This window comes from Mycobacterium pseudoshottsii JCM 15466 (assembly GCF_003584745.1).
GTDB classification, from domain to species: Bacteria; Actinomycetota; Actinomycetes; order Mycobacteriales; family Mycobacteriaceae; genus Mycobacterium; species Mycobacterium marinum.
In genome coordinates this window covers 3488802-3510614 of the sequence record NZ_AP018410.1, presented here as the reverse complement: position 1 = coordinate 3510614, position 21813 = coordinate 3488802, and the positions used below count along the sequence as shown (strand labels likewise).

Below are 21813 nucleotides of genomic sequence, written 5' to 3'. Positions count from 1 at the left end.
GTCGCTCCTAACTGGGCGGACGTCCCCGCTCGGCGGCGTTGGAGCCGACCGCTTCGTGCAGTGAGCCGAAACCGCCCTGGTGCAGCCGGCGGGCGATGCCGTCGTGAATGTGCTTGGACCACAGGCCCCCGCCGTAGATGAAGCCGGTATAGCCCTGCAGCAACGATGCACCGGCGGTAATTCGGTCCCAGGCATCCTCGGCGGTTTCGATGCCGCCCACACTGATCAGGGTCAGTCGATCGCCGACGCGCTGATAGAGCCGGCGCAACACCTCGAGTGAGCGCTCTGCCACCGGCGGCCCGGAAATGCCGCCCGCGCCGAGTTGGCCGACGCCAGGGGTCAGCAACCCATCGCGCGACACGGTGGTGTTGGTCGCAACGATGCCGGCCAGGCCAAGCTCGACGGCCAAGTCGGCGACCTCGTCGACGTCGGAATCGGAGAGGTCGGGCGCAATCTTCACCAGTACCGGTGTCGACGTTTCGGCCAGCACGGCGGCCAGGATGGGCCGTAGTGACTCCACCGCCTGCAAATCCCGCAATCCCGGTGTGTTCGGGGAGCTGACGTTGACCACCAGGTAGGACGCCAGCGGGCCGACCAGTCTGGCGCTGGCCCGGTAATCGTCAACCGCCTGGTCGGCCGGGGTGGTCTTGGTCTTGCCGATGTTGACCCCGACGGGTACTTCGGGATGGTGGCGGGCCAGCCGGATTGCGAGTGCGCCCGCGCCGTGGTTGTTGAATCCCATCCGGTTGAGCAGCGCTAGGTCCTCGGGCAACCGGAACAGCCGTGGGGCCGGGTTACCGGGCTGCGGGTGCGCGGTGACCGTGCCGACTTCGGCATAGCCGAAGCCCATCGCGGCCCAGGTGTCCAGTCCGGTGCCGTCCTTGTCGAACCCCGCGGCCAGTCCGAGCGGGCCGGGAAATCGCACCCCAAACACGGTAGAAGCCAGCACCGGGTCGGTCGGGCCCAGCCATCGCGTCAACATCCGCCGTACCGGTGTGGCCGCGGTGGCACCGCGCAGCACGGCAAAAACCAACTTGTGCACCCGCTCGGGCGGCAGCAGGAACAGCAGCCTACGCAGCAAGCAGTACATTCGAGACCCGTCCTGGTGCGGGTTGGCCACCGTCACAGTTCCGACTGGTCGGGCATCGGGCTATCCAGACGAGACTTCTTGCGACGCAACAACACACGTCTGCTGCCGTCGGTGTAGAGGCGCACCAGGGTCAGCTCCCAGCCGCGATACTCGGCCTCGATGGACAGCCGGGTGGATGCGCTGAGCCTGGTCACTTCCGGCGGCAGGCGCAGTGGCGCCCACTCATACTCGTCCGACATGTCGGTGGCCCAGCCGGCGGGCAACTGGCCCCGCCGCGACACGGAACTGCTGGTCAAGGGACACCTGCCGCATGCTCGATGACCTGTACCCCAGCGCCTGACCCGGACACGACGAATAAGGTGCCTGACGCTTCGTCAAAGGCCAACGAGTTGGGTTGCTGCACGGTTGGGTAACGCACCTTTTCCACGGGTATTCCGGTGCTGAGATCGTAACCAATAACGAGGTTCGCCGCGGTCTGGGACACCCAGGCCAGTTGATTCGACCCCGCTAGCCCGTACGGGTCCTGTGGCACCGGGTAGGCCTGGCGCAGGATCAGCGGGTCAACGCCATACACCAGCAATTGGCCGCCACGGGTATCTGCGACCAGCACTCGCCCCAGCGAGTCGGCGGCCATGGTGGTCGCCCCCTCACCGGCGCGTAGTGCCTGTTCGGCGCGCCCGTCGGCGTCGATCGTCGTCACCGAAGTCTGTCCGCGGTCCAACACGACGGCTGTGTTTCCTTGCGTAACGACCGCATCGACGCGGGCGAAGATCTTGATCAGGCTGAGGACCTGGGCGGTGCCGGCGGAGGCGGGGGTTTGCGGTGAGGCCAGGGTGTACAGGGCGCCGTCGGCGGTGCCCAAAACCAGCTTCCCGTCCATCCGGCGTGCGATCGCGGTGAATTCGGTGTCTGCCGAATCGGCCACGTTGACCTGCGATACGCCCCCACTGGGCAGGTCCACCACGAAGTAGCCGCCACGGGCAGACGCGTAGGCCTTGCCGTGGCCGTCACCGGTCAACCCGGTTGCGGGCCCGGGAAGTGTGATTGGTCGAGCTGGGGTTTGCTCCTGAGCGAACACGCTGATGCTGGCCGGCGCCGATGCGTCCGAACCCGGGCTCAGAACGGCCAACCTGCCGGAGTCGACGTCATACACCGCCGCCTGCGGATGCCCGCCCAGCGGCCGAACCACACCTGCCGGAGGCTGAGAAATCGGCGGAGACACGGCCGGCCGCGCGGGCTCGATCGTGGGCGGCGCCGATTGCGGCGGGCCCGAAGAACAGCCCGTCAACAGGGTCAGCAGGGTCAGCAAAATGACTGGTGCGTAAAAATAGCGCTGAAGTGGTTTTCTATGATTTCGCAGCAACGTCTACCCTCTGAATGTCGGCCATGGACTCGAAAATTTAAGGAACGTTGTCGCATCCAATCTCGTCATGTTGCCCACGGAAAGTATTTCTGACGAGGTATTGTCTGGGCATGACCGTCGCTGCTGACCGGCATACCGCAGACAAAGGGTTTGCGATCGAAGACATGTTGACGGGCATTTTCGCCAGTGGGTACGGGCAAGTCGGAGATGGCCACAGTTTCTCCTTCCGCATCGAACACCGCTCGCTCGTTGTCGAAATTTACCGACCCCGTCTGACCGGGCCGGTTCCGCAGGCCGAAGACGTCGTCGCACGGTCGGTCCGCGGCTTGGTCGATATCGACCTCACCGACGAGCGCAGCCTGGCGGCGGCGGTGCGTGATTCTGTCACGCATGCCCTGCCTGCGTCGCACTAGTCACATCTCATAACGGGCTCTCGCACCAGGTACGGTCGTCGTCGTGTCTGCAGTTGCGGCGATGTCCTGGTGGCAAGTCATCTCGTTGGCTGTCGTGCAGGGTCTGACCGAATTCTTGCCGGTTTCCTCATCGGGACACCTGGCAGTGGTGTCGCGGGTTTTCTTCAGCGACGATGCCGGTGCTTCTTTCACTGCGGTCACCCAGCTGGGCACCGAAGCCGCCGTACTGGTCTACTTCGCCCGCGACATCGTGCGCATCCTGCGGGCCTGGTTCGACGGTCTGGTGGTTAAGTCGCATCGCAACGCGGACTATCGCCTTGGCTGGTACGTCATCATCGGAACCATCCCAATCTGTGTGTTGGGGCTGCTGTTCAAGGACGAGATTCGGTCGGGCGTGCGAAACCTGTGGGTGGTGGCCACGGCGCTGGTGGTGTTCTCTGGGGTAATCGCGCTTGCCGAATACCTGGGCCGCCAGAGCCGTCACGTCGAACAGCTCACCTGGCGCGATGGCCTGGTGGTCGGGGTTGCCCAGACCCTGGCGCTGGTTCCTGGGTTTTCTCGGTCCGGCTCGACCATCAGCGCCGGCCTGTTTCTAGGGCTAGACCGTGAGTTGGCCGCCCGGTTCGGCTTCCTGCTCGCCATACCGGCGGTGTTCGCGTCCGGGTTGTTCTCCCTGCCCGATGCCTTCCACCCCGCGACGGAGGGCATGAGCGCTACCGGTCCGCAGCTATTGGTGGCCACCCTCATCGCTTTTGTGGTCGGCCTCGCCGCGGTGTCATGGTTCTTGCGGTTTCTGCTGCGCCACAGCATGTATTGGTTCGTCGGCTACCGGGTGGCGGTTGGCGTGGTAGTGCTGATTCTGCTGGCTACCGGTACGGTCGCGGCGACATGACCGTCATCCTGTTGCGCCACGGCCGGTCCACTTCGAACACCGCAGGCATTCTGGCCGGTCGTTCCGAGGGGGTCGACCTTGACGACAAAGGGCGCCAGCAGGCCTCGGGGCTGATCGACCGGATCGGCGATCTGCCGGTCCGTGCGGTGGTGTCCTCCCCGCTACTGAGGTGCCGCACCACCGTCGAGCCGCTGGCCGATGCGCTGTGTCTGGAGCCGCTGGTCGAAGAGCGACTCGCCGAAGTGGACTACGGGGACTGGACCGGCCGCAAGATCGCTGAGCTGGTCAACGAGCCGCTGTGGCGAGTGGTCCAGGCGCACCCCAGTGCCGCGGTGTTCCCGGGCGGCGAGGGTTTGGCGCAGGTGCAGGCGCGGGCGGTGGCCGCCGTTCGCGAACACGATCGACGGCTGGCCGAGAAGTATGGGGGCGATGCGCTCTGGCTGGCGTGTACCCATGGCGACGTCATCAAAGCGGTGGTGGCCGATGCCTACGGTATGCACCTGGATAGCTTCCAGCGAGTGACCGCCGACCCCGCATCGGCGAGCGTGATCCGCTACACCCAGCTGCGGCCGTTCGTGCTGCATGTCAACCACACCGGTGCGCGGCTGTCCGCAGGACTGCGCGCGGGCCTTCCCCCGAAGGCGGCGCCGGACAAGCCAGACGAAGAGCCCGACAAGGTTCAGACTGAGTCAGTCGGTGGCGTGCCGTCCGGAGACGCGGTGGTCGGCGGCTCGACCGACTAGGGGAGCGGTCCCCACCGCTGTGGTTTAGCGGTGCGGACCCCCTGCGAATCCCACGACAACGCCATCTGCACGGTATTTTGGAGGTGCCATGGCCCGCGCAATTCACGTATTCCGTACACCCGACCGATTCGTGGCCGGGACTGTTGGTCAGCCCGGAAATCGCACGTTCTACATCCAGGCGGTGCACGACAAACGAGTCGTGTCGGTGATCTTGGAGAAGCAGCAGGTCGCGGTCCTCGCCGAGCGCATCGGCGCGTTGTTGCTCGAGGTCAACCGCAGGTTCGGCACACCGGTTCCCCCGGAACCCGCCGAGGTTGACGATCTAAATCCGCTGATCATGCCGGTGGACGCCGAATTTCGGGTCGGGACCATGGGGTTGGGCTGGGACTCGGAAGCCCAGACCGTGGTCGTCGAATTGTTGGCGGTCACCGACGCGGAGTTCGACGCTTCGGTGGTGCTCGATGACACCGACGAGGGTCCCGACGCGGTGCGGGTCTTCCTGACGCCGGAGTCGGCGCGGCAGTTCGCCACCCGGTCCAACCGGGTCATCTCGGCGGGGCGCCCGCCGTGTCCGCTCTGCGACGAGCCGCTGGACCCCGAGGGACATATTTGTGCGCGCACCAATGGCTATCGGCGCGACGTGTTGCTCGGGTCCAGCGATGACCCCGAGGAATGACGAACGCGAGGTAGTGCGGGACGGCGAGCTGACGGTCCTCGGACGTATTCGTTCGGCCAGCAACGCCACTTTCCTGTGCGAATCCACCCTCGGCGACAACACCGTGCACTGCGTCTACAAGCCGGTTTCGGGTGAACAGCCGCTATGGGACTTTCCCGATGGCACCCTGGCCGGCCGCGAACTCAGCGCATATCACGTTTCGGCCCAGTTGGGCTGGAACATCGTGCCCTACACCGTGATTCGAGACGGACCCGCCGGGCCCGGGATGCTGCAGCTGCGGGTACAGCAACCCGGTGACGCGGTAGGCACCGATCCCCGGCCCGGGCCCGACCTGGTCGACCTGTTTCCCTGCGGCAAGCCGCAACCGGGTTACCTGCCGGTCCTTCGCGCGTACGACTACTCCGGCGACGAGGTCATCCTGATGCACGCCGACGATGTCCGGTTGCGGCGGATGGCGGTGTTCGACGTCCTGATCAACAATGCCGACCGCAAAGGCGGGCACATCCTCTGTGGCGTCGACGACCGGGTGTACGGGGTCGACCACGGCGTGAGCATGCATGTCCAGGACAAGCTACGGACAGTGCTGTGGGGCTGGGCGGGCAAGCCGATCGACGATCAGACCCTGCAGAAGGTTGCCGGGCTCATCGATGATCTGCGTGGGAAGCTGGGCGAGACGCTGGCGGGCTTGATCACCCATGCCGAGATTGTCGCTCTGGGCAGGCGGGCGGAGATGTTGCTGGACAATCCCGTGATGCCTGGACCGGACCGCCACCGCCCAATACCGTGGCCGGCCTTCTAGAAGGTTGTCGCGAGTCCGATCCGGCGCGTTTGACCGTTCCTGATCGCCGTTGTGGGTGCGACGTGTTTGGTCCGGCATGAGCGCGCGTGCCAACTCGGCGATACTTGTGCGGTGAGCCACCCGCCCGCGCGCCACCTGACCGATGCGGAGCTGGCTGCCGACCTCGCGGTGGACGCTGGGAAATTGCTGCTGGCCGTGCGGGAAGAGGTTGGTTTCGACCATCCATGGGCGCTTGGTGACGCCGGTGACTTCCAGGCGAACTCCCTGCTGCTACGGCGGCTACGGGCGGAGCGGCCCGGTGACGCGGTGCTCAGTGAGGAAGCTCACGACGACCTGGTGCGGCTGAAGTCTGATCGGGTGTGGATCATCGATCCGCTGGACGGCACCCGCGAGTTCTCCACGCGTGGCCGGGACGACTGGGCGGTTCATGTCGCGTTGTGGCAGCGTCGCGCCAACGGCAGGCCCGAGATCACCGATGCTGCCGTGTCACTGCCGGCCCGCGGCAACATCGTTTTCCGCGGCGACACGGTGACCGCCGACGCCGCACCGGTCGGGGTGCCGGATGTCATTCGGGTGGCGGTCAGCACCACCCGTCCGCCGGCAATCCTCTATCATGTCAGTCGGACGCTGGCCATCCAACCAGTCGCCATTGGTTCGGCCGGTGCCAAGGCGATGGCCCTCATCGAGGGCAAAGCCGATGCCTATCTGCACGCCGGAGGCCAATGGGAATGGGACTCGGCGGCGCCGGCCGGCGTGGTGATGGCCGCCGGCATGCACGCATCCCGATTGGATGGGTCGCCGCTTCGGTACAACCAGCTGGACCCCTACCTGCCCGATTTCGTGATGTGTCGCCCCGAGCTGGCGCCTGTGCTGCTCGATGCCATCCGGCAGGTGTGGCGGTAAAACCGCTACCGGTTGGATCGGCCCCGTCCTACCGACCTAGTCGACGCCGCCAGTCTCTGGCCGACAGCATTCTGACCACCTTCTCCGCGAAGCTGCCCTTCTTGCGGCTATAGGGGTACCAGAGCAACTCCTTTTTCATCGCGACCCGCTCAGCGACGATGCTCTTGGGGTGGCAGTACTTGCGGATGCCTTCGGCGCCGCCGGAGCGGGTGCCCAACCCCGACTCCTTCCAGCCGGCCATCGGAACCCCAATTTGAAAGATGCCGGTGATCACATTGTTGATGTTCACGGTGCCGGTATTCAGGCGCCGGGCAATGTCAATTGCCTTTGCTTTGTCGCGTGTCCAGACGCTGCCGGACAACCCGAATCGGCAATCGTTGGCTTTCTCGATCGCCTCCGCAACGTCGCGCACCTTCATCACCGGCAAGGTCGGGCCGAATGTCTCCTCACGCATGCAGTCCATGTCATGGTCGACATCGACCAGCACCGTCGGTTCGTAGAACAACCCTTCCCCGCCGGGATCACGCGTTTTGCCGCCGATGAGAACCTTCGCGCCCTTGCAGACCGCGTCGTCGACGTGTCGAGACACGATCTCGAGTTGTTGCGCGGTAGTCATCGAGCCTATTTCGCACGAATAGTCATGCCCGGCATCCATGCCCTGACGCAGCTGCGCTGTCCTGGCCACCAATTTGCTCACGAACGTGTCAAATACCGGGGCCTCGACATAGCTCCGTTCCACCGAAATGCAGACTTGGCCGGTGTAGGCGAATCCGCCCCAAACCGCGCCGTCGACCGCCCTGTCGATGTCGGCGTCCGCGCAGACGATCATCGCGTCTTTGCCGCCAAGTTCCAGCCCGCACGGGATCAACCGTTCGGCCGCGGCGACGGCGATCCGGCGCCCGGTGCCCACCGAACCGGTGAACATCACGTAATCAACGACGTCGACGAGGGCCGCACCGGTTTCTCCGAAACCGAAGACCACGTCGAGCACGTCCGGTGCACCGATCTGCTTCCACCCCTCCACCGCGTGCTGCCAGGCCAATGGTGTGAATTCCGAGGGCTTGGACAGCACGGCGCATCCGGCCAACAGGGCGGCGGGAACGTCGAGCAGCGGTACCGACAACGGACCGTTCCACGGGGTGATGACGCCGACCAGGGGATAAGGCTCGTAGACAATGGTCAGCTTCTTGGCCGCGTTGGCTGCGCCGTATGGGCGCACCGGCTGGTCGGCCAAAAACTCTGCGGCGTTGTCGATCCAGTAGTTGATGACCTGCACGGTGGCGATCTCGATACCCGCGTCACCCCAGGACTTGCCCGTTTCCAGCTGCAGCGGCGTCAGCAGATCATCGCGGTGGTCGAGCATCCAGTCGCGCCATCTGCCCAGCCAGCACGCGCGGCCGGACACACCCAATCGCTGCCACTCGGGTTGTGCGGCCCGTAGCCGTGCCGCCGCCGCCGCAACGCCATCGACCGTTGTGACTGGGACGGTTCCGACGATCTCGCCGGTGGCCGGACATTTGACCACCACTTCATCGCGGGTGTCGGCTTCGGCCGGGTTTGCCTGATTTGTCGTATCCATCATCACTGCCACCGCCTTTGCCGCCGGCGCCAACCGGAGCTGTTCGTACGGTACCCAGGGCTCCGGCGTTGTTGATTAGCAGGCTTGTGAGCTGGGTTGATGATCTTTGGTGCCGCGCTATTGGGGCCGGAGTGTAGGCACGGGCTATCTGGAGAACGATCGAGTTGGTTACTGTTCGTCGTTGGTCTGGAGTTGCCCGTGCCTACCGTTTCAGTATTGCGTGTGTCGTCGGTTCCAGAGGTGTTCGACCGCTGGAGTCCTGGTGAGCGCAGCGAGCTCATCGGATCGGAGTTTCTCGATGTGTTGGCCTCGGTGCCAGACCCGAGGGGCCCACGCGGTCGGAGGTATTCGCTGGTGGCTTTGTTGGCGATCGCGGTTCTGGCCACTGCCGCGGGGATGCGCGGCTATGCTGGTTTTGCCACATGGGCGGCCACCGCTCCCGATGATGTGTTGGCCCAATTAGGGGTCCGGTTCCGGCGGCCCAGTGAGAAGACCTTCCGCGCTGTTTTGTCTCGGCTAGACCCCGCCGACCTCAACGCCAGGATGGGCAGTTACTTCACTGCACACGTGGCCAGCAGCGACCCCAGTGGATTGGTGCCGATCGCGTTGGACGGCAAGATGCTGCGTGGTGCTTTACGCGCCAAAGCGACAGCCACGCATCTCGTGTCGGTGTTCGCCCACCGTGCCCGATTGGTGCTCGGTCAACTCGCTGTCGCCGAGAAAAGCAATGAAATTCCCTGCGTACGTGCCCTGCTCACGCTGCTGCCGGGTAGCTTGCGGTGGCTGGTCACCGTGGATGCGATGCATACCCAGGTCGTCACCGCGAAGTTGATCTGCGCCACCTTGAAGTCGCACTACCTGATGATCGTCAAGTCCAACCAAGCCAAAATATTTGCGCGTATCACCGCGCTGCCCTGGGCCGAGGTGCCCACAGCCGCTACCGACGACTCCCGCGGCCACGGCCGTGTCGAGACCCGCACCCCGCAAATCATCACCGCTGCACGAGGAATCGGCTTCCCCTACGCAAAACAAATCATCCGGATCACTCGTGAACGCTTGATCACCGCCACCGACCAGCGCAGCGTGGAGGTGGTCTATGCCATCTGCAGCCTGCCGTTCGAGCACGCCCGCCCTACCGCGATCATGACCTGGATGCGTCAACACTGGGGAATCGAGAACAGCCTGCACTGGATACGCGACGTCACCTTCGACGAAGACCGTCAAAGGGCACATACCGGAAACGGCGCACAGGTCCTAGCAACGCTACGCAACACCGCGATCAATCTGCACCGCCTCAACGGCGCCGACAACATCGCCGAAGCCTGCCGGATCACCGCTTTGACCGCCAACCGCCGCCTAGACCTCCTCAATCCACAATTCCCCAGCTCACAAGCCTGCTAATCAACAACGCCGGAGCCCTGCCCCTACAGTGGCGTGAAAAACCCGGTCGACCAAGCCGACAATCTATCACCAACTATCGGACAAATTCGCCCGCATCTCCACTCGAGGAATAAATAAACAAAGGATGAATTTCTACCTTTCCAACGAACCCGTCACCCCAGCGAGAAATTCATCACCGGGTTAATTGATCCTTGGGCCACTTCGGATTTAGGCTGCGTCTTTGACGCCGTTTTGATACTGTCGACTGGCTGGCGGATCGTCATCGATTTCACGCGCGAACCGCGCGAACCCGATGCAGCCAGGGCGTGGGAAATCGTTGCCTTTTGAGAAGTATTTTCGCGGATAAGACAACTCTCAGTGAATTTACCAGAGCATGAATAACAATTTTCGAACTGATCGGGGCTGCGAAAGCAACCCGTGCCGTACAAGGTGTCTCGCGATGGAGCCCTGCGGGGCCGATGCACGCGCCACTGCGACGCAGCTGGGCCCGACTCAAGACAACTATCCCGACCGGCTCGACTGGCCGACCATCCGAATTGCGGGCGTGTGCCTGATAGCCGCGATCATGGCGAACCTCGACATCAGCATCGTCACCGTCGCGCAACGCACCTTCACCGTGGCATTCCATTCCACCCAGGCCACTGTCGCCTGGACTGTGGCCGGCTACATGCTTGGAATGGCCACCGCTACGCCAATGACAGGGTGGGCGGCCGACCGATTGGGCGCCAAACGGCTGTTCATGGGCGCGGTTGCGACGTTCACGCTCGGCTCAATGCTGTGTGCGAGCGCCCCGAACATTGGGCTACTGATCATATTTCGCGTGGTGCAGGGTATCGGTGGGGGCGTGCTGGGGCCGCTGGTCCTTGCCATCGTGACCCACCAGGCGGGACCAAGGCGGCTCGGCCGCCTGCTCGCGGTAGGGGCCATTCCCATGCTGACTGCCCCGATGTTGGGACCGATTCTGGGTGGTTGGCTGATCGACTCGTACGGCTGGCAATGGATTTTTCTGATCAACGTGCCGGCCGGCCTGTTGGCATTCGGCCTTGTCGCGATCCTCGTCCCGGAGGATCCACCGAAACCATCCGAACGCTTCGACTTCATCGGCGTGCTACTGCTGTTGCCCGGCATCGCGATGCTCTTGTTGGGAGTATCAGCAATCCCAGGGTCGGGCACGGTAACCGATCACCGCGTGTGGGTACCGGCGATCAGCGGTGCGGTGTTGATTACCGCGTTCGCCCTGCACGCCTGGTATCGAACGGATCACCCGCTAATCGATCTGCGGTTGTTTACCGACCGAGTGGTCCGGCTGGCCAACCTGGCGCTGCTGTTGTACGTCGCCGGGGCGGCGGATGCCAGCCTGTTACTGCCGAGCTACTTTCAGCAACTGCTACACCAGACTCCAATGCGGTCCGGGCTGATGATGGTCCCTATCGGATTCGGAGCCATGCTGACCATGCCGCTTACCGGCGCCTTCATGGACAGCCGCGGTCCACGCAAGGTGGTGCTGATCGGACTCACTCTGATTGCCACCGGAACGGGCACATTCGTCTTCGGAGTCGCCAACGAGGCAGATTATCTGCCCACGCTGCTGGCCGGCCTGACCGTCGCCGGTATGGGCTTGGGCTGCACCGGACTGCTGCTCGCCGCGTCGGTAATGCGAGTCCTGGCCCCGCATCAGATCGCCCGCGGATCGGCGCTGATCAGCGTCAATCAGCAGATATCCGGCTCGATAGGTGCGGCACTGATGTCGATGATCCTGACCAACCAGTTCTGCCGGAGCCACACCATCTCGACAGCAAACAACATGGCGGTGTTGCGCGAGAACGCCGAGCGCCACGTCGTGCCGATTGCCCCCTCGGCGGTACCGGCGCGAGCGGTTGGCCCCGATTTTTTGGTCGAGTTGCAGCATGACCTTTCGCATGCCTACACGCTGACGTTCGCGGTGGCGGCCGTCCTGGGGGCGCTGGCGTATTTTCCCGCAGCGTTCCTACCGGCAAAGCCAACAACGATTGCGCCAGGAGAGGTCGATGTCCCGGGGTGAAACCCGCTGTGCCCCATCCCGCTGCGCTGATGATCGCCGCTAGACCAGCGGCGCCATCTCCTGCAACATCGCGGGAACGAGTTCGCTGACCGTGGGGTGGATATGCATCGTTCGTGACAACGTGGTGTAGGGCGCTTTGGCCGACATCACGTCGAGGATCGCGTGAATGGCTTCGTCACCGCCCACGCCAAAGATCGTCGCTCCCAGGATCTCGTCGGTGTCCGCGTCGACGACCACCTTCATGAAGCCTTGCGTCTCACCCTTTTCCACGGCCCTACCGACCCTGGTCATCGGCCGCTTTCCGACCAGCAGCTTGCGCCCGGTCGCCTGGGCCTGAGCAACACTCATCCCGGCCCGCCCCAGCGGCGGGTCGATGTAGAGGGCGTAGGTGGTGATGCGATCGCTGACCCGGCGTGGGTCGTCATCGAGCAGATTGGCCGCAACGATCTCGAAATCGTTGTACGACGTGTGAGTGAAGGCGCCCTTGCCGTTGCAGTCGCCCATCGCCCAGATGTGGTCGACGCTGGTCTTGAGCTGGTCGTCCACCACGATGTAGCCGCGGGCGTCGGTCTGCACCCCGGCGGCCTCCAGCCCCAGGTCATCGGTGTTGGGCCGACGCCCCACCGCCAGCAATAGATGGCTGCCCGCAATGGGGGCCGCGCCCGCGCAGGGAGTCAGCTCGAAGCCGCCAACGCTACTGTCGCGCTTAGTGATTCGCACGTCGTCGGCACCAACGACAACGTTGACGCCTTCGGCCTCCAGGATCTCTCGGATGGTGGCCGAGACGTCCTCGTCCTCGCGGGAAGCCAGCCTCGGTCCCCGCTCGACGACGGTGACCGGAGCACCGAAACGACGGTACATCTGGGCGAACTCCAGCGCGATATAGCTGCCGCCGACGATGACCAAATGCTCTGGCAGCGTGTCGAGTTCGAGGATGGACACGTTGGTCAGGAAATCGATGTCGGCAAGCCCCGGGATGTTCGGAGCCACCGCGCGGCCACCGACGTTGAGGAATATCCGGTCCGCACTCAACAGGTCGTCACCGACCCGCAGGGTGTGCGGATCCTCGAATCTGGCGTGCCCGCGGAACACGGTGCAGCCGTTCATGCCGTCCAGCCAATGCTCGACACCCTTACGGTCGGCGAGCATGATGCCGTCTTTGCGTGCCTTGACTTTGGCCATGTCCACGCTGATGGGGCCGGGCCGGTACCGACACCGTATTCGGCGCCACGGCGGGCCAATTGCGCGGCGTGCGCACTGGCGACCAGCGTCTTGGTCGGGATACACCCGGAGTTCACGCAGGTACCGCCGACATGCTTGCGCTCCACGATCGCAACGCGCTCGCCCGCGGCGGTCAGCCGACCCACTAATGGCGGGCCGGCCTGGCCTGCACCGACGACTATCGCGTCGTAATGCTGTGTCACAGGGCGGCCACTGTCGCAACGATGGCAAAACCACCCAGGACAGCGATCGAATCCTCCAGCAGTGCGATGGGCAGATCGTGGCCGCCGCGCGCGGCCACCAACTTGGTGCACGCCTGGTAGCCACCCAGGGTGCCCAGGACGGCGCCGATGATTCCTGCCCCGAGCCCGCCCCACCGATAACCCCACGCCGTGCCGATGACTGCACCGGCGAAGGCACCCAAGATGATTCGAACCGCGAACACCGGTGGCGCGGTGCGCGGTGGGGTCTTGGGGAGCTTGTCGTTGACCAGCTCGCCAACCGCGAGGACCGACAGGATGACGACCGTGATGAGGTTGCCCACCCAGGACGCCCATGTTCCATGAAGATTGATCCAGCTCAAGAACGCGGCCCAGGAGACCACGGCTGGAGCCGTCATCGACCTCAGGCCAGCGACAACGCCGATGAGCAGAGCCAGCAGCAGAACAACAAAGTGCGTCACAACGATCCCTCCTGGGACAGACGAACAGCCTGGCGACGTGAAGGGGAATGCCCATGCAACTAGCGGGCAATCGGCCCTAGCGGGACGCTAACACAGCAACGCCCCATAGCACATGCTCAGAACCGACAGAACCTGATATCGGAAGCCAGAATGGCTTTGGCCCCGATGGCGGCAAGTTCGTCCATGGTGCCGTTGACATCGCGGCGCGGCACCAATGCCCGCACTGCAACCCATTCCGGGTCGGCGAGTGGGGCGATGGTCGGCGACTCCAGGCCAGGGGTGATCAAGGTGGCCTTGTCCAGCACCGCGCGCGGGCAGTCGTAGTCCAGCATCAGGTATTGCTGGCCGAAGACCACGCCTTGCACCCTGGCGACCAGCTGATCGCGGGCCTCGACCTGGGCGGCGCCGTCGCGGCCGTTCCCCTCGATCAGCACCGCCTCCGAGTCACACAGCGGCTCACCGAATGCGACGAGATTGTGCAACCGCAGGGTGCGGCCCGAGCCCACCACATCGGCAATGGCATCGGCCACACCCAGCTGCACGGAGATTTCCACCGCCCCGTCGAGTCTGATCACCGTTGCTTCAATACCCTTGGCGGCCAGATCCTTTCTGACCAGATTCGGATACGCGGTGGCGATCCGCTTGCCAGCGAGATCGGCCATCGTCCAATCTCGCTGGGCGGGGCCGGCGTAGCGGAAACTCGACGACCCGAATCCCAGCGCCAAGCGCTCGCGCACCTGCGCATCGGAATCGTGGACCAGATCACGTCCGGTGATCCCGAAGTCGAGCTGTCCCGAGCCGACGTAGATGGCGATGTCTTTGGGTCGCAGGAAGAAGAACTCGACGTTATTCGCCGGGTCGATGACCGTCAGGTCTTTTGGATCGGTGCGCCGCCGGTAGCCGGCTTCCGCCAGAATCTCCGTGGCCGGTTCGCTCAGGGCGCCCTTGTTGGGAACCGCCACCCGCAACATGCTCACAGCTTCCGGTACACCTCGTCGAGAGACACTCCGCGCGAAATCATCAACACCTGGGCCCAGTACAGCAACTGGCTGATCTCCTCGGCCAGCGCCTCGTTGGATTCATGCTCGGCGGCCAGCCAGACTTCGCCGGCTTCCTCCAGAACCTTCTTACCCAAGGTATGCACCCCGGCATCCAGCGCCGCCACCGTGGCGCTGCCGGGCGGCCGCGTGCGGGCGCGGTCACCGAGTTCGGCGAACAGATCCTCGAAGGTCTTCACGGCCAGCGATTGTTTCATGCCTCACCAGGCAAAGTCACGGCGGTTTCACCTGGCGGCCGAGTTACCCCATCAGTGGCATGCCCACCGTCGGCCACTTTGACCACCTGGTGCTGCCGCAGCCCAGCCGCCGGCTTGCTCAGACAACACCCGGCGCGCCGCCACCACCGCCGGTACCGCCGCCGCCGCCGGTCTGGCCGGTCGGGGGATCGCCGTCGTCACCATCGCCGCCGACGCCGCCTGGGGCGCCGCCAGTGCTGGTCGAGCTGGCGCCGCCGCCACCGCCGTCAGCACCGCCGCCACCCTTACCGCCGATGCCGCCGAAGCTGTCGATGGCATCGCCACCTGCGCCGCCTTGACCACCGCCGCCGCCCATACCGCCGGTCCCGACGACTCCGTCACCGCCGCCGCCCATACCGCCCTCGCCGCCGGCGCCGCCGGCGCTGGGCTCGGCGTTTTCGGTGTCGTCCCCGCCGGTGATGCCCTGGCCGCCGGCACCCCCTTGTCCGCCGTTGCCGCCGACGCCACCGCCGCCGCCGAGCGAGTGGCCGACGGGCTCGGTATTGCCGTCACCGCCGGATCCGTCATTACCGCCGGCACCGCCGTCACCGCCGGGCCCGAGCGTGCCGATGCCACCGTCGCCTCCGGCGCCGCCGTCACCGCCATCACCCGCGTCGTTGGTCTGAGCTGCGGCACCCCCTGTCCCGCCTTTGCCGGCGGATCCACCGTTACCGCCGTCGCCACCGGTGGTGCCCTGCCCGCCCTTACCGCCGGCACCGCCGTCACCGCCGCGGCTCCCGACTGCACCATTTGCGGCGTCGCTGCTGCCGGCATTGCCGCCCATCCCGCCGTGACCGCCGGCCCCCCGACGCCGTTTGTACCGTTGCCGCCGTCCCCACCGACACCGCCGGCTCCACCGGTCCCGCCTCCCCGCCCTGAATTGGCCACAGCATTCCTGCCCTCGCCCCCGTCGCCACCGTTGCCGGCAGCACCACCGGTGTCCCCGTCACCCCCGTCGCCCCCGCGACCACCGGCCCCGCCGCCGCCACCAGCTTTGCCGTCGCCGTAGGCGCCGTGACCGCCGTCCCCGCCGTCGCCACCCGGACCACCGGCACCGCCAGCCCCGCCGCTGCCGCCCAAGTAACCCGACTCACAGTCGAGCACCCCATCCGCACCCCGAATACCATCACCGCCACGACCACCGTTACCGCCACCGCCGCCGACGCCATCAGAACCCGACAAGATCCCGGTGCCGCCCACGCCACCAGCACCACCTGCACCGCCGTTGCCGCCCGCGGTGCCCGACTCACCATCGCCGACCCCGTCGGCGCCACGAGCTCCGTTGCCGCCGATCCCGCCGTGGCCGCCATCGCCGCCCACCGCGAACAGTCCGCCGCAGCCACCCGATCCCCCGGTCCCACCGGCGCCGCCGTCTAGCGCGGCCGGGCTACCCACGACACCATCGCCGCCCGTCCCGCCGCTCCCGCCGAAACCGCCGCGCCCGAACAGTCCCGCACTGCCGCCGCCGCCGGTGCCGCCGGATCCGCCTGGCGTTCCCTCGCCGCCGTGCCCACCGTCGCCACCGCTTCCGACCAGTGACAGCGTCCCTGCGCCACCCCCCTGGCCGCCCACTGCACCCAGTCCACCGGCCCCACTGGACCCGCCGTTGCCGAACAGCAGCCCGCCGGTCCCGCCTGCGCCTCCCGCCGCGAGTGCCCCACCGGCACCACCGATGCCACCGTTACCGACCAATCCGGCAGATCCGCCGGCACCGCCGGCAACCCCGGCGCTTGCGCTGTTGTCGTAGCCGTTGCCCCCGTTGCCGTAGAGCAATCCCCCGGCACCTCCGTTGGGGGCCGATGCGGTGCCGTCAGCGCCGTCACCGATCAGCGGGCGGCCGAGCAGCGTCTGGCTGGGCAGGTTGATCAGGTCAAGCAGCTGCTCCAGCGGTGACGCGCTGGCGGCCTCGGCGAGCGAATAAGACGCACCACCGGCGGCGAGGGCTCGAACGAATTGGTCGTGATACGCCGCCACCTGGACGCTGAGCGATTGATATTGCTGGGCGTGGCTGGAAAACAGCGCCGCTATGGCGGCCGAGACCTCATCGGCAGCGGCGGGCCAAAGCGCGGTGGTCGGAACCGCGGCAGCCGCATTGACCGTGCTGACAATCGAGCCGACGCCGCGCAGTTCCGTTGCCGCCGCCGCCAACTCGTCCGGGCCACCGATAAGTACCACATCGCTACGTCACCCACTCATCGCGCAACATTTGTCGAGCACTCGGCAAACTAACCACTCACACGGTCGTCTACGACTACCATTTCCATCGGCAACTTTTAGAGCTTTCCCTGGCGCTCATAGAACTTTCAAATATGTCCCACAAATATTTCCGCAAGCGGCAATATTCAACCGCGGTCGAATACCCGGGCAGCGCCCCCTTGGAGAGGGGACTTCAGCCAACCCGACCCGAGGCGCGCGGCGACCCCGCCCAAACCGGGCAAGCCAACTGACCCCCCCTCGACCGGGGCGCGCCAACGCCGACCACACCCCAACCCGCGCCAGCCCCCCTGGCCACATTAGGCCAACCTAGGATAGGTTAGCCTAACTTTATTCTGTGATGGAGGAGGCGGCTCATGACCTTCCCGATCTGGTTCGCGCTTCCCCCTGAGGTGCATTCGACCCTGCTCTCCACCGGCCCGGGCCCCAGCGCACTGTGGTCCGCGGCGGCAGCATGGCGGGCCCTCGCCACGCAATACACCGACATTTCGGACGAACTCACCCAGCTGCTCGCGGCCGTGCGGGCCGGTTCCTGGGACGGGCCGACGGCCGAGCGATTTGTTGCGGCGCACCAACCGTTTCTCGACTGGCTGGCCCAGGCCGCCGCGGTAGCCAACGCAGCGGCCACCGCCCACGAATCCGCGGCCGCCGGATACACCTCGGCCTTGGCGGCCATGCCCACCCTCGCCGAGCTGGCCACCAACCATGCGGTGCACGGCGCATTGGTGGCCACCAACTTCTTCGGGATCAACACCATCCCGATCGCGTTCAACGAATCCGACTACATGCGGATGTGGGTCCAGGCCGCCATCACCATGACCGGCTATCAGGCTGTCAGCCAACATAGCGTGACGGCGACGCCCCGGACTTCGCCCGCACCCCAGATCATGACGGCCGATGCCGCCCCCGCCGCGACTAGCTCCATGCCCGATCCCGTGAAAATCATCCTCCAAGCGCTTCAGGGCTTCCTGAATTTCCTGCGCAACCTGGCAGCCGAGACGCTCTCGGGGCCGTTGGAGAAATTCGTTGTCCACGTTCTGGACTCATTCATCTCGTTCGCGTCCGGGTCGGTTTTCAAGTTCGTCGCATACGCGGTGCTAGACCCGATGATCTACTTCGGCCCTTTCACCCCGGCAATCAGTCCGCTCGGGCTACCGGCCGTGACTGTAGGGCTGGCCGGGCTTGCCGGCATCAGCACCCCACCACAAACGGCGCCGCCCCTGCCCGACGTTGCACAGTCCGCACCCCCGAACCATCAGATCTCACCCGCGACCACCGGCGTCGCCGTTGCCGGCGTTAGCAGCGGCGCTACCGTTGCCGGGTCGACTCCCACTGCGCACGCGGCCGCCGCACCATCGGGCCCCTCCTCCGCTGGACCCGTTGCCGCCCAGAGCTTTTACGCCGTCCTCGGCCCCGACGGCGGCGGCCACACTCCGACGACAAACGGCAAAGCGCTTGCCGGTGCCACCGCCGACGCCGTGGCACCGGCCGCCAGACTGCCCGGCGACCAGGCCCGAGCCGCCTCCCGCAGAGCCCGGACGGCACAAAACGCCTACGCCAGTACCGCTATGAATTCCTTGACGCCGACGGATACCCGACCACAGTGGACCCACCAGCAGCGGAGCCAAGCGCCGTCAGCGAACACGGCGCGAATGCGTCTGAATTTTCCCGAGAAATCTCCAAAACAATTGCTGGACAACCGGATAGGCTCACCGCGGGCAGGGAAACCAGATTCGCCGAAACCACAACGCTACCCATGCTGCCACGCACCTGGACCGACGCCGACCCCTGCTAGACATTGAAGTACTTCGCATCATGGTGGTACAGCACAAAGGCGTCCGTCGACTGCTCGGGGTGCAACTGCAGTTCTTCGGACAAGGTCACGCCGATGCGTTCGGGCTCCAGCAGCTTCATCATCTTGGCGCGATCCTCCGGATCGGGGCAGGCGCCGTAGCCGAAGGCGAAGCGGGCACCTCGATAGCCGAGCTTGAAGTTGTCCTCGCCGTGCCTTTCTCCGAGAGGTCCCTGATCTCGTCGGCGATGTCGTAGTCGCCGAGGTTGGACAGGTTGCAGCTGAAGGTGTTGGTCTCTACCGCGTCGGCACCGGACTCGAATTAGTTCCGGTGGATGGTTTCCAGCACGTCAGGGCGGGTTTCGTTGAGGATCTCGCTGCAGCACGAGGAGATCAGTGTCGCAAGGGGGCCTGCCAGCGGCAGTCACACACAGCAAACATAGTGGCGCTATGCAATTCCCTCAGCCGTTGACAGCGACCGACCGATTGCGCCCGCGATATCCGGCCGGTCAGGAGGCATGCGCTCAGCTAACCCACTCGAGGCCTTAGGCTGACCAGATGACCCCGTCCGATGCCAGCCGAGAGCTGCCTGAACTACACAAGACCGTGGTTGTGGCGGCGTTTGAGGGCTGGAACGACGCGGGCGACGCCGCCAGCGACGCGGTCGGACACCTTGCCGCCATCTGGAACGCGACTCCCATCGTGGAGATCGACGACGAGGCCTACTACGACTATCAGGTGAATCGGCCGGTCATCCGACAGATCGACGGGGTTACCCGGGAGCTGGAGTGGCCAGCGATGCGGATCTCGCACTGCCGCCCACCCGACAGTGACCGCGATGTCGTATTGATGTGCGGGTTGGAACCCAACATGCGCTGGCGCACATTTTGTGCGGAGCTGCTGGCGATCATCGAGAAACTCAACGTCGACACCGTCGTGATCCTCGGGGCCTTGCTGGCCGATACGCCGCATGCCCGCCCGGTCCCGGTATCGGGCGCGGCCTACTCGGCCGAGTCGGCGCGGGTCTTCGGTCTGGAAGAAACGCGCTACGAGGGCCCCACCGGCATTGCGGGAGTGTTTCAGTACGCGTGTGTGGCGGCCGGGATCCCGGCGGTGACGTTCTGGGCGGCGGTGCCGCACTACGTATCGCACCCGCCGAACCCCAAGGCCACGGTGGCGCTGTTACGCCGCGTCGAGGACGTGCTCGACATCGAGGTACCGCTGTCGAGCCTGCCCGCCCAAGCCGAGGTGTGGGAGCAAGAGATCACCGAGATGACCTCTGATGACGACGAGCTGGCCGAGTACGTGCAGACGCTGGAGAAGCACGGCGATGAAGCGGTCGAAATGAACGACGCGCTGGGCAAGATCGACGGGGACGCACTGGCCGCCGAATTCGAGCGCTATCTGCGGCGCCGCCGGCCAGGTTTTGGACTCTAGCCCGCCGAGCTCTCGCCGGTCTGTCCCAGGCAGCGCCGCTGCGGCAAACCTAGTTGGACGCAATCGGGCTGTCGGAGTCTGACATCCCTTGGCGCAGCATGGCTATGACGGCGGTGGGCTCACCGGCCAAAGTTGTCTCAACGAATCGGTTGATCAGCGGGCGCCAGGTGAAGCGCAGCCCGGCGCGGCGAATCGAGAGCTGTGAGGACGACGGCGACAGCATCCAGCCGGAGACCGCGCGCGCGCTTTCCTGCTTCTCCTCGACCGTCGGACGCCAAAGCCGCTCGTAGAAGTCCAGCGCGCGCTCCACCGATGACGTTCTGCGCAGCTGCTCGGACAGCACGTATGCGCCGGCCAGCGCCAGCGAGGCACCCGGCCCGGTCAGCGGCGAGACCGCCGAGCACGCGTCGCCGACCAGGACCACACGGTTGGTGCTCCAGCGCGGCATCTCGACCTGTGCAACCTGCCCGAAGTAGATGTCCCCCGATGGCGGACATCTCTCGAGCACCTCGGGCACCAGCCAGCCCATGCCCGCAAATCGGTCCCGTAGCGCCGCACGGGCGTCGGGAGGCGGTTCGGGATCGGCAGCGCGATAGGCCGCAAAGACCGCCGTCTGGCCATTGCGCAGGGCGTAGAGACCCAGTTGCCGGTCGACGGTGTCGGTGATGACGACGTGATCGCCGGCCTTGTCGTCCATGTCAGAGGCGTCGAAGACGAAGGCCGCGAAATGAAAGCCCAGGTAGCGCAGATATTGCGCTTCGGCGCCGAACGCCAGTGCCCGCACCGTGGAGTGGATCCCGTCGGCGCCGACCAGTAGATCGACATCGAGGCGCGCACCGTCGTCCAGGGTCACCACCGCGCGATCGTCGCCGTGCGTCACCTCCGACACCGAGGTACCGAACCGCAGGTCGACATTGGTCGGAAGGTTGTCCAGGAGGACCTTGTGCAGATCGGTTCGGGTTATCCGGCACAGCCTGTCTTCGAGTGCCTTGGCGATGCGCCCGTAGGGCAGACCGGCCCGACGTCGGCCCAGCTCATCGACCAGGCCGGTGTCACCGATGGGATAGGAGACGTCTCGAATCGCGTCCAGGATGCCAATCGCATCGGCCGCCTCGTATCCAGCTCCGAACAGGTCGATCATGGCGCCCTGATTCGGCGGACCGGGTGAGCGCTCCACGAGCACGACCTCGGCACCCAGCGCCGACATCCGCTCCGCCAGTGCCAGCCCCGCGATGCCGGCGCCGCAAACAGCCACCCTCAGGGCGTCACCGAC

19 protein-coding genes and 2 pseudogenes are annotated in these 21813 nt (G+C 65.5%); 10 read left to right on the top strand and 11 right to left on the bottom strand.

Annotated elements, in window-relative coordinates; translation table 11 throughout:
- Nucleotides 1-7: 7 nt before the first annotated feature.
- The 3 genes from MPSD_RS15935 to MPSD_RS15925 are packed head-to-tail and all read right to left on the bottom strand — an operon-like array spanning nucleotide 8 to nucleotide 2453.
- Nucleotides 8-1090: a quinone-dependent dihydroorotate dehydrogenase gene (locus tag MPSD_RS15935; protein WP_015356116.1), complete on the bottom strand. Its 1083-nt coding sequence runs from the start codon at nucleotides 1088-1090 to the stop codon at nucleotides 8-10.
- Between the two features lie 32 nt (nucleotides 1091-1122).
- Complete coding sequence (locus tag MPSD_RS15930) at nucleotides 1123-1386, bottom strand: DUF5703 family protein (protein WP_036426510.1); 264 nt, start codon at nucleotides 1384-1386, stop codon at nucleotides 1123-1125.
- Nucleotides 1383-2453, bottom strand: a complete 1071-nt coding sequence (locus MPSD_RS15925; protein ID WP_086085734.1) for a YncE family protein — start codon at nucleotides 2451-2453, stop codon at nucleotides 1383-1385. The genes MPSD_RS15930 and MPSD_RS15925 overlap by 4 nt, the downstream gene beginning before the upstream one ends.
- Nucleotides 2454-2563: 110 nt before the next feature.
- Between MPSD_RS15925 and MPSD_RS15920 the strand changes: the two genes are divergently transcribed.
- The 6 genes from MPSD_RS15920 to MPSD_RS15895 all read left to right on the top strand — a co-directional run bounded on the left by MPSD_RS15920 (nucleotide 2564) and on the right by MPSD_RS15895 (nucleotide 6879).
- Nucleotides 2564-2866 carry a hypothetical protein gene (locus MPSD_RS15920; RefSeq protein ID WP_015356113.1) on the top strand — a complete coding sequence of 101 codons (303 nt, stop codon included), beginning with the start codon at nucleotides 2564-2566 and terminating at the stop codon, nucleotides 2864-2866.
- 61 nt (nucleotides 2867-2927) lie between these two features.
- The gene (locus MPSD_RS15915) at nucleotides 2928-3758 is read left to right on the top strand and encodes an undecaprenyl-diphosphate phosphatase (protein ID WP_036426514.1); all 831 of its coding nucleotides are present in this window, start codon (nucleotides 2928-2930) and stop codon (nucleotides 3756-3758) included.
- Nucleotides 3755-4501, top strand: coding sequence for a histidine phosphatase family protein (locus tag MPSD_RS15910; RefSeq protein WP_086085733.1), 747 nt, complete (start codon nucleotides 3755-3757; stop codon nucleotides 4499-4501). The genes MPSD_RS15915 and MPSD_RS15910 overlap by 4 nt, the downstream gene beginning before the upstream one ends.
- Before the next feature lie 88 nt (nucleotides 4502-4589).
- Entirely contained in the window at nucleotides 4590-5177 is a 588-nt protein-coding gene (locus tag MPSD_RS15905; RefSeq protein WP_020787165.1) for a DUF3090 domain-containing protein, read from the top strand.
- Nucleotides 5161-5976 carry an SCO1664 family protein gene (locus MPSD_RS15900; RefSeq protein WP_015356110.1) on the top strand — a complete coding sequence of 272 codons (816 nt, stop codon included), beginning with the start codon at nucleotides 5161-5163 and terminating at the stop codon, nucleotides 5974-5976. Before MPSD_RS15905 ends, MPSD_RS15900 begins: the two co-directional genes overlap by 17 nt.
- Nucleotides 5977-6087: 111 nt before the next feature.
- Nucleotides 6088-6879 (top strand): 3'(2'),5'-bisphosphate nucleotidase CysQ, encoded by a 792-nt coding sequence (locus MPSD_RS15895; protein ID WP_086085737.1) that lies wholly within the window; start codon nucleotides 6088-6090, stop codon nucleotides 6877-6879.
- Nucleotides 6880-6907: 28 nt separating this feature from the next.
- Here the strand turns inward: MPSD_RS15895 and MPSD_RS15890 are convergent, their stop codons facing one another.
- Nucleotides 6908-8461 (bottom strand): aldehyde dehydrogenase family protein, encoded by a 1554-nt coding sequence (locus MPSD_RS15890; RefSeq protein WP_232022550.1) that lies wholly within the window; start codon nucleotides 8459-8461, stop codon nucleotides 6908-6910.
- Nucleotides 8462-8656: 195 nt separating this feature from the next.
- Here MPSD_RS15890 and MPSD_RS15880 point away from each other — a divergent pair, with 195 nt between their 5' ends.
- Together MPSD_RS15880 and MPSD_RS15875 are read left to right on the top strand one after the other, a co-directional pair.
- Complete coding sequence (locus tag MPSD_RS15880; RefSeq protein ID WP_420811931.1) at nucleotides 8657-9859, top strand: ISAs1-like element IS2404/ISMul1 family transposase; 1203 nt, start codon at nucleotides 8657-8659, stop codon at nucleotides 9857-9859.
- A gap of 439 nt (nucleotides 9860-10298) precedes the next feature.
- Nucleotides 10299-11900, top strand: a complete 1602-nt coding sequence (locus MPSD_RS15875) for a DHA2 family efflux MFS transporter permease subunit (RefSeq protein WP_086085797.1) — start codon at nucleotides 10299-10301, stop codon at nucleotides 11898-11900.
- 39 nt (nucleotides 11901-11939) lie between these two features.
- Here the strand turns inward: MPSD_RS15875 and MPSD_RS15870 are convergent.
- The 5 genes and pseudogenes from MPSD_RS15870 to MPSD_RS30560 form a co-directional block, all read right to left on the bottom strand.
- Nucleotides 11940-13324: pseudogene (locus MPSD_RS15870) on the bottom strand (FAD-containing oxidoreductase).
- Entirely contained in the window at nucleotides 13321-13803 is a 483-nt protein-coding gene (locus MPSD_RS15865; RefSeq protein ID WP_020787171.1) for a glycine zipper 2TM domain-containing protein, read from the bottom strand. The pseudogene MPSD_RS15870 and the gene MPSD_RS15865 overlap by 4 nt, the downstream one beginning before the upstream one ends.
- Nucleotides 13804-13919: 116 nt before the next feature.
- Entirely contained in the window at nucleotides 13920-14774 is an 855-nt protein-coding gene (hisG, locus tag MPSD_RS15860; RefSeq protein WP_015356102.1) for an ATP phosphoribosyltransferase, read from the bottom strand.
- Between the two features lie 2 nt (nucleotides 14775-14776).
- The gene (locus MPSD_RS15855) at nucleotides 14777-15058 is read right to left on the bottom strand and encodes a phosphoribosyl-ATP diphosphatase (protein WP_086085798.1); all 282 of its coding nucleotides are present in this window, start codon (nucleotides 15056-15058) and stop codon (nucleotides 14777-14779) included.
- Between the two features lie 51 nt (nucleotides 15059-15109).
- Nucleotides 15110-17272, bottom strand: a complete 2163-nt coding sequence (locus MPSD_RS30560) for a PE family protein (RefSeq protein ID WP_338042264.1) — start codon at nucleotides 17270-17272, stop codon at nucleotides 15110-15112.
- Between the two features lie 395 nt (nucleotides 17273-17667).
- Here MPSD_RS30560 and MPSD_RS15845 point away from each other — a divergent pair, with 395 nt between their 5' ends.
- Nucleotides 17668-19113 (top strand): PPE family protein, encoded by a 1446-nt coding sequence (locus MPSD_RS15845; RefSeq protein WP_020787173.1) that lies wholly within the window; start codon nucleotides 17668-17670, stop codon nucleotides 19111-19113.
- Here the strand turns inward: MPSD_RS15845 and MPSD_RS15840 are convergent.
- A pseudogene (locus MPSD_RS15840) lies at nucleotides 19103-19312 on the bottom strand (vitamin B12 dependent-methionine synthase activation domain-containing protein); the annotation flags it as partial. The gene MPSD_RS15845 and the pseudogene MPSD_RS15840 sit on opposite strands and share 11 nt — an antisense overlap.
- Before the next feature lie 349 nt (nucleotides 19313-19661).
- Here MPSD_RS15840 and MPSD_RS15835 point away from each other — a divergent pair.
- Nucleotides 19662-20540, top strand: coding sequence for a PAC2 family protein (locus tag MPSD_RS15835; RefSeq protein ID WP_086085799.1), 879 nt, complete (start codon nucleotides 19662-19664; stop codon nucleotides 20538-20540).
- A 49-nt stretch (nucleotides 20541-20589) separates the two neighbouring features.
- Here MPSD_RS15835 and MPSD_RS15830 read toward each other — a convergent pair whose 3' ends face one another.
- The gene (locus MPSD_RS15830; protein ID WP_020787175.1) at nucleotides 20590-21795 is read right to left on the bottom strand and encodes an FAD-dependent monooxygenase; all 1206 of its coding nucleotides are present in this window, start codon (nucleotides 21793-21795) and stop codon (nucleotides 20590-20592) included.
- Nucleotides 21796-21813: the final 18 nt, after the last annotated feature.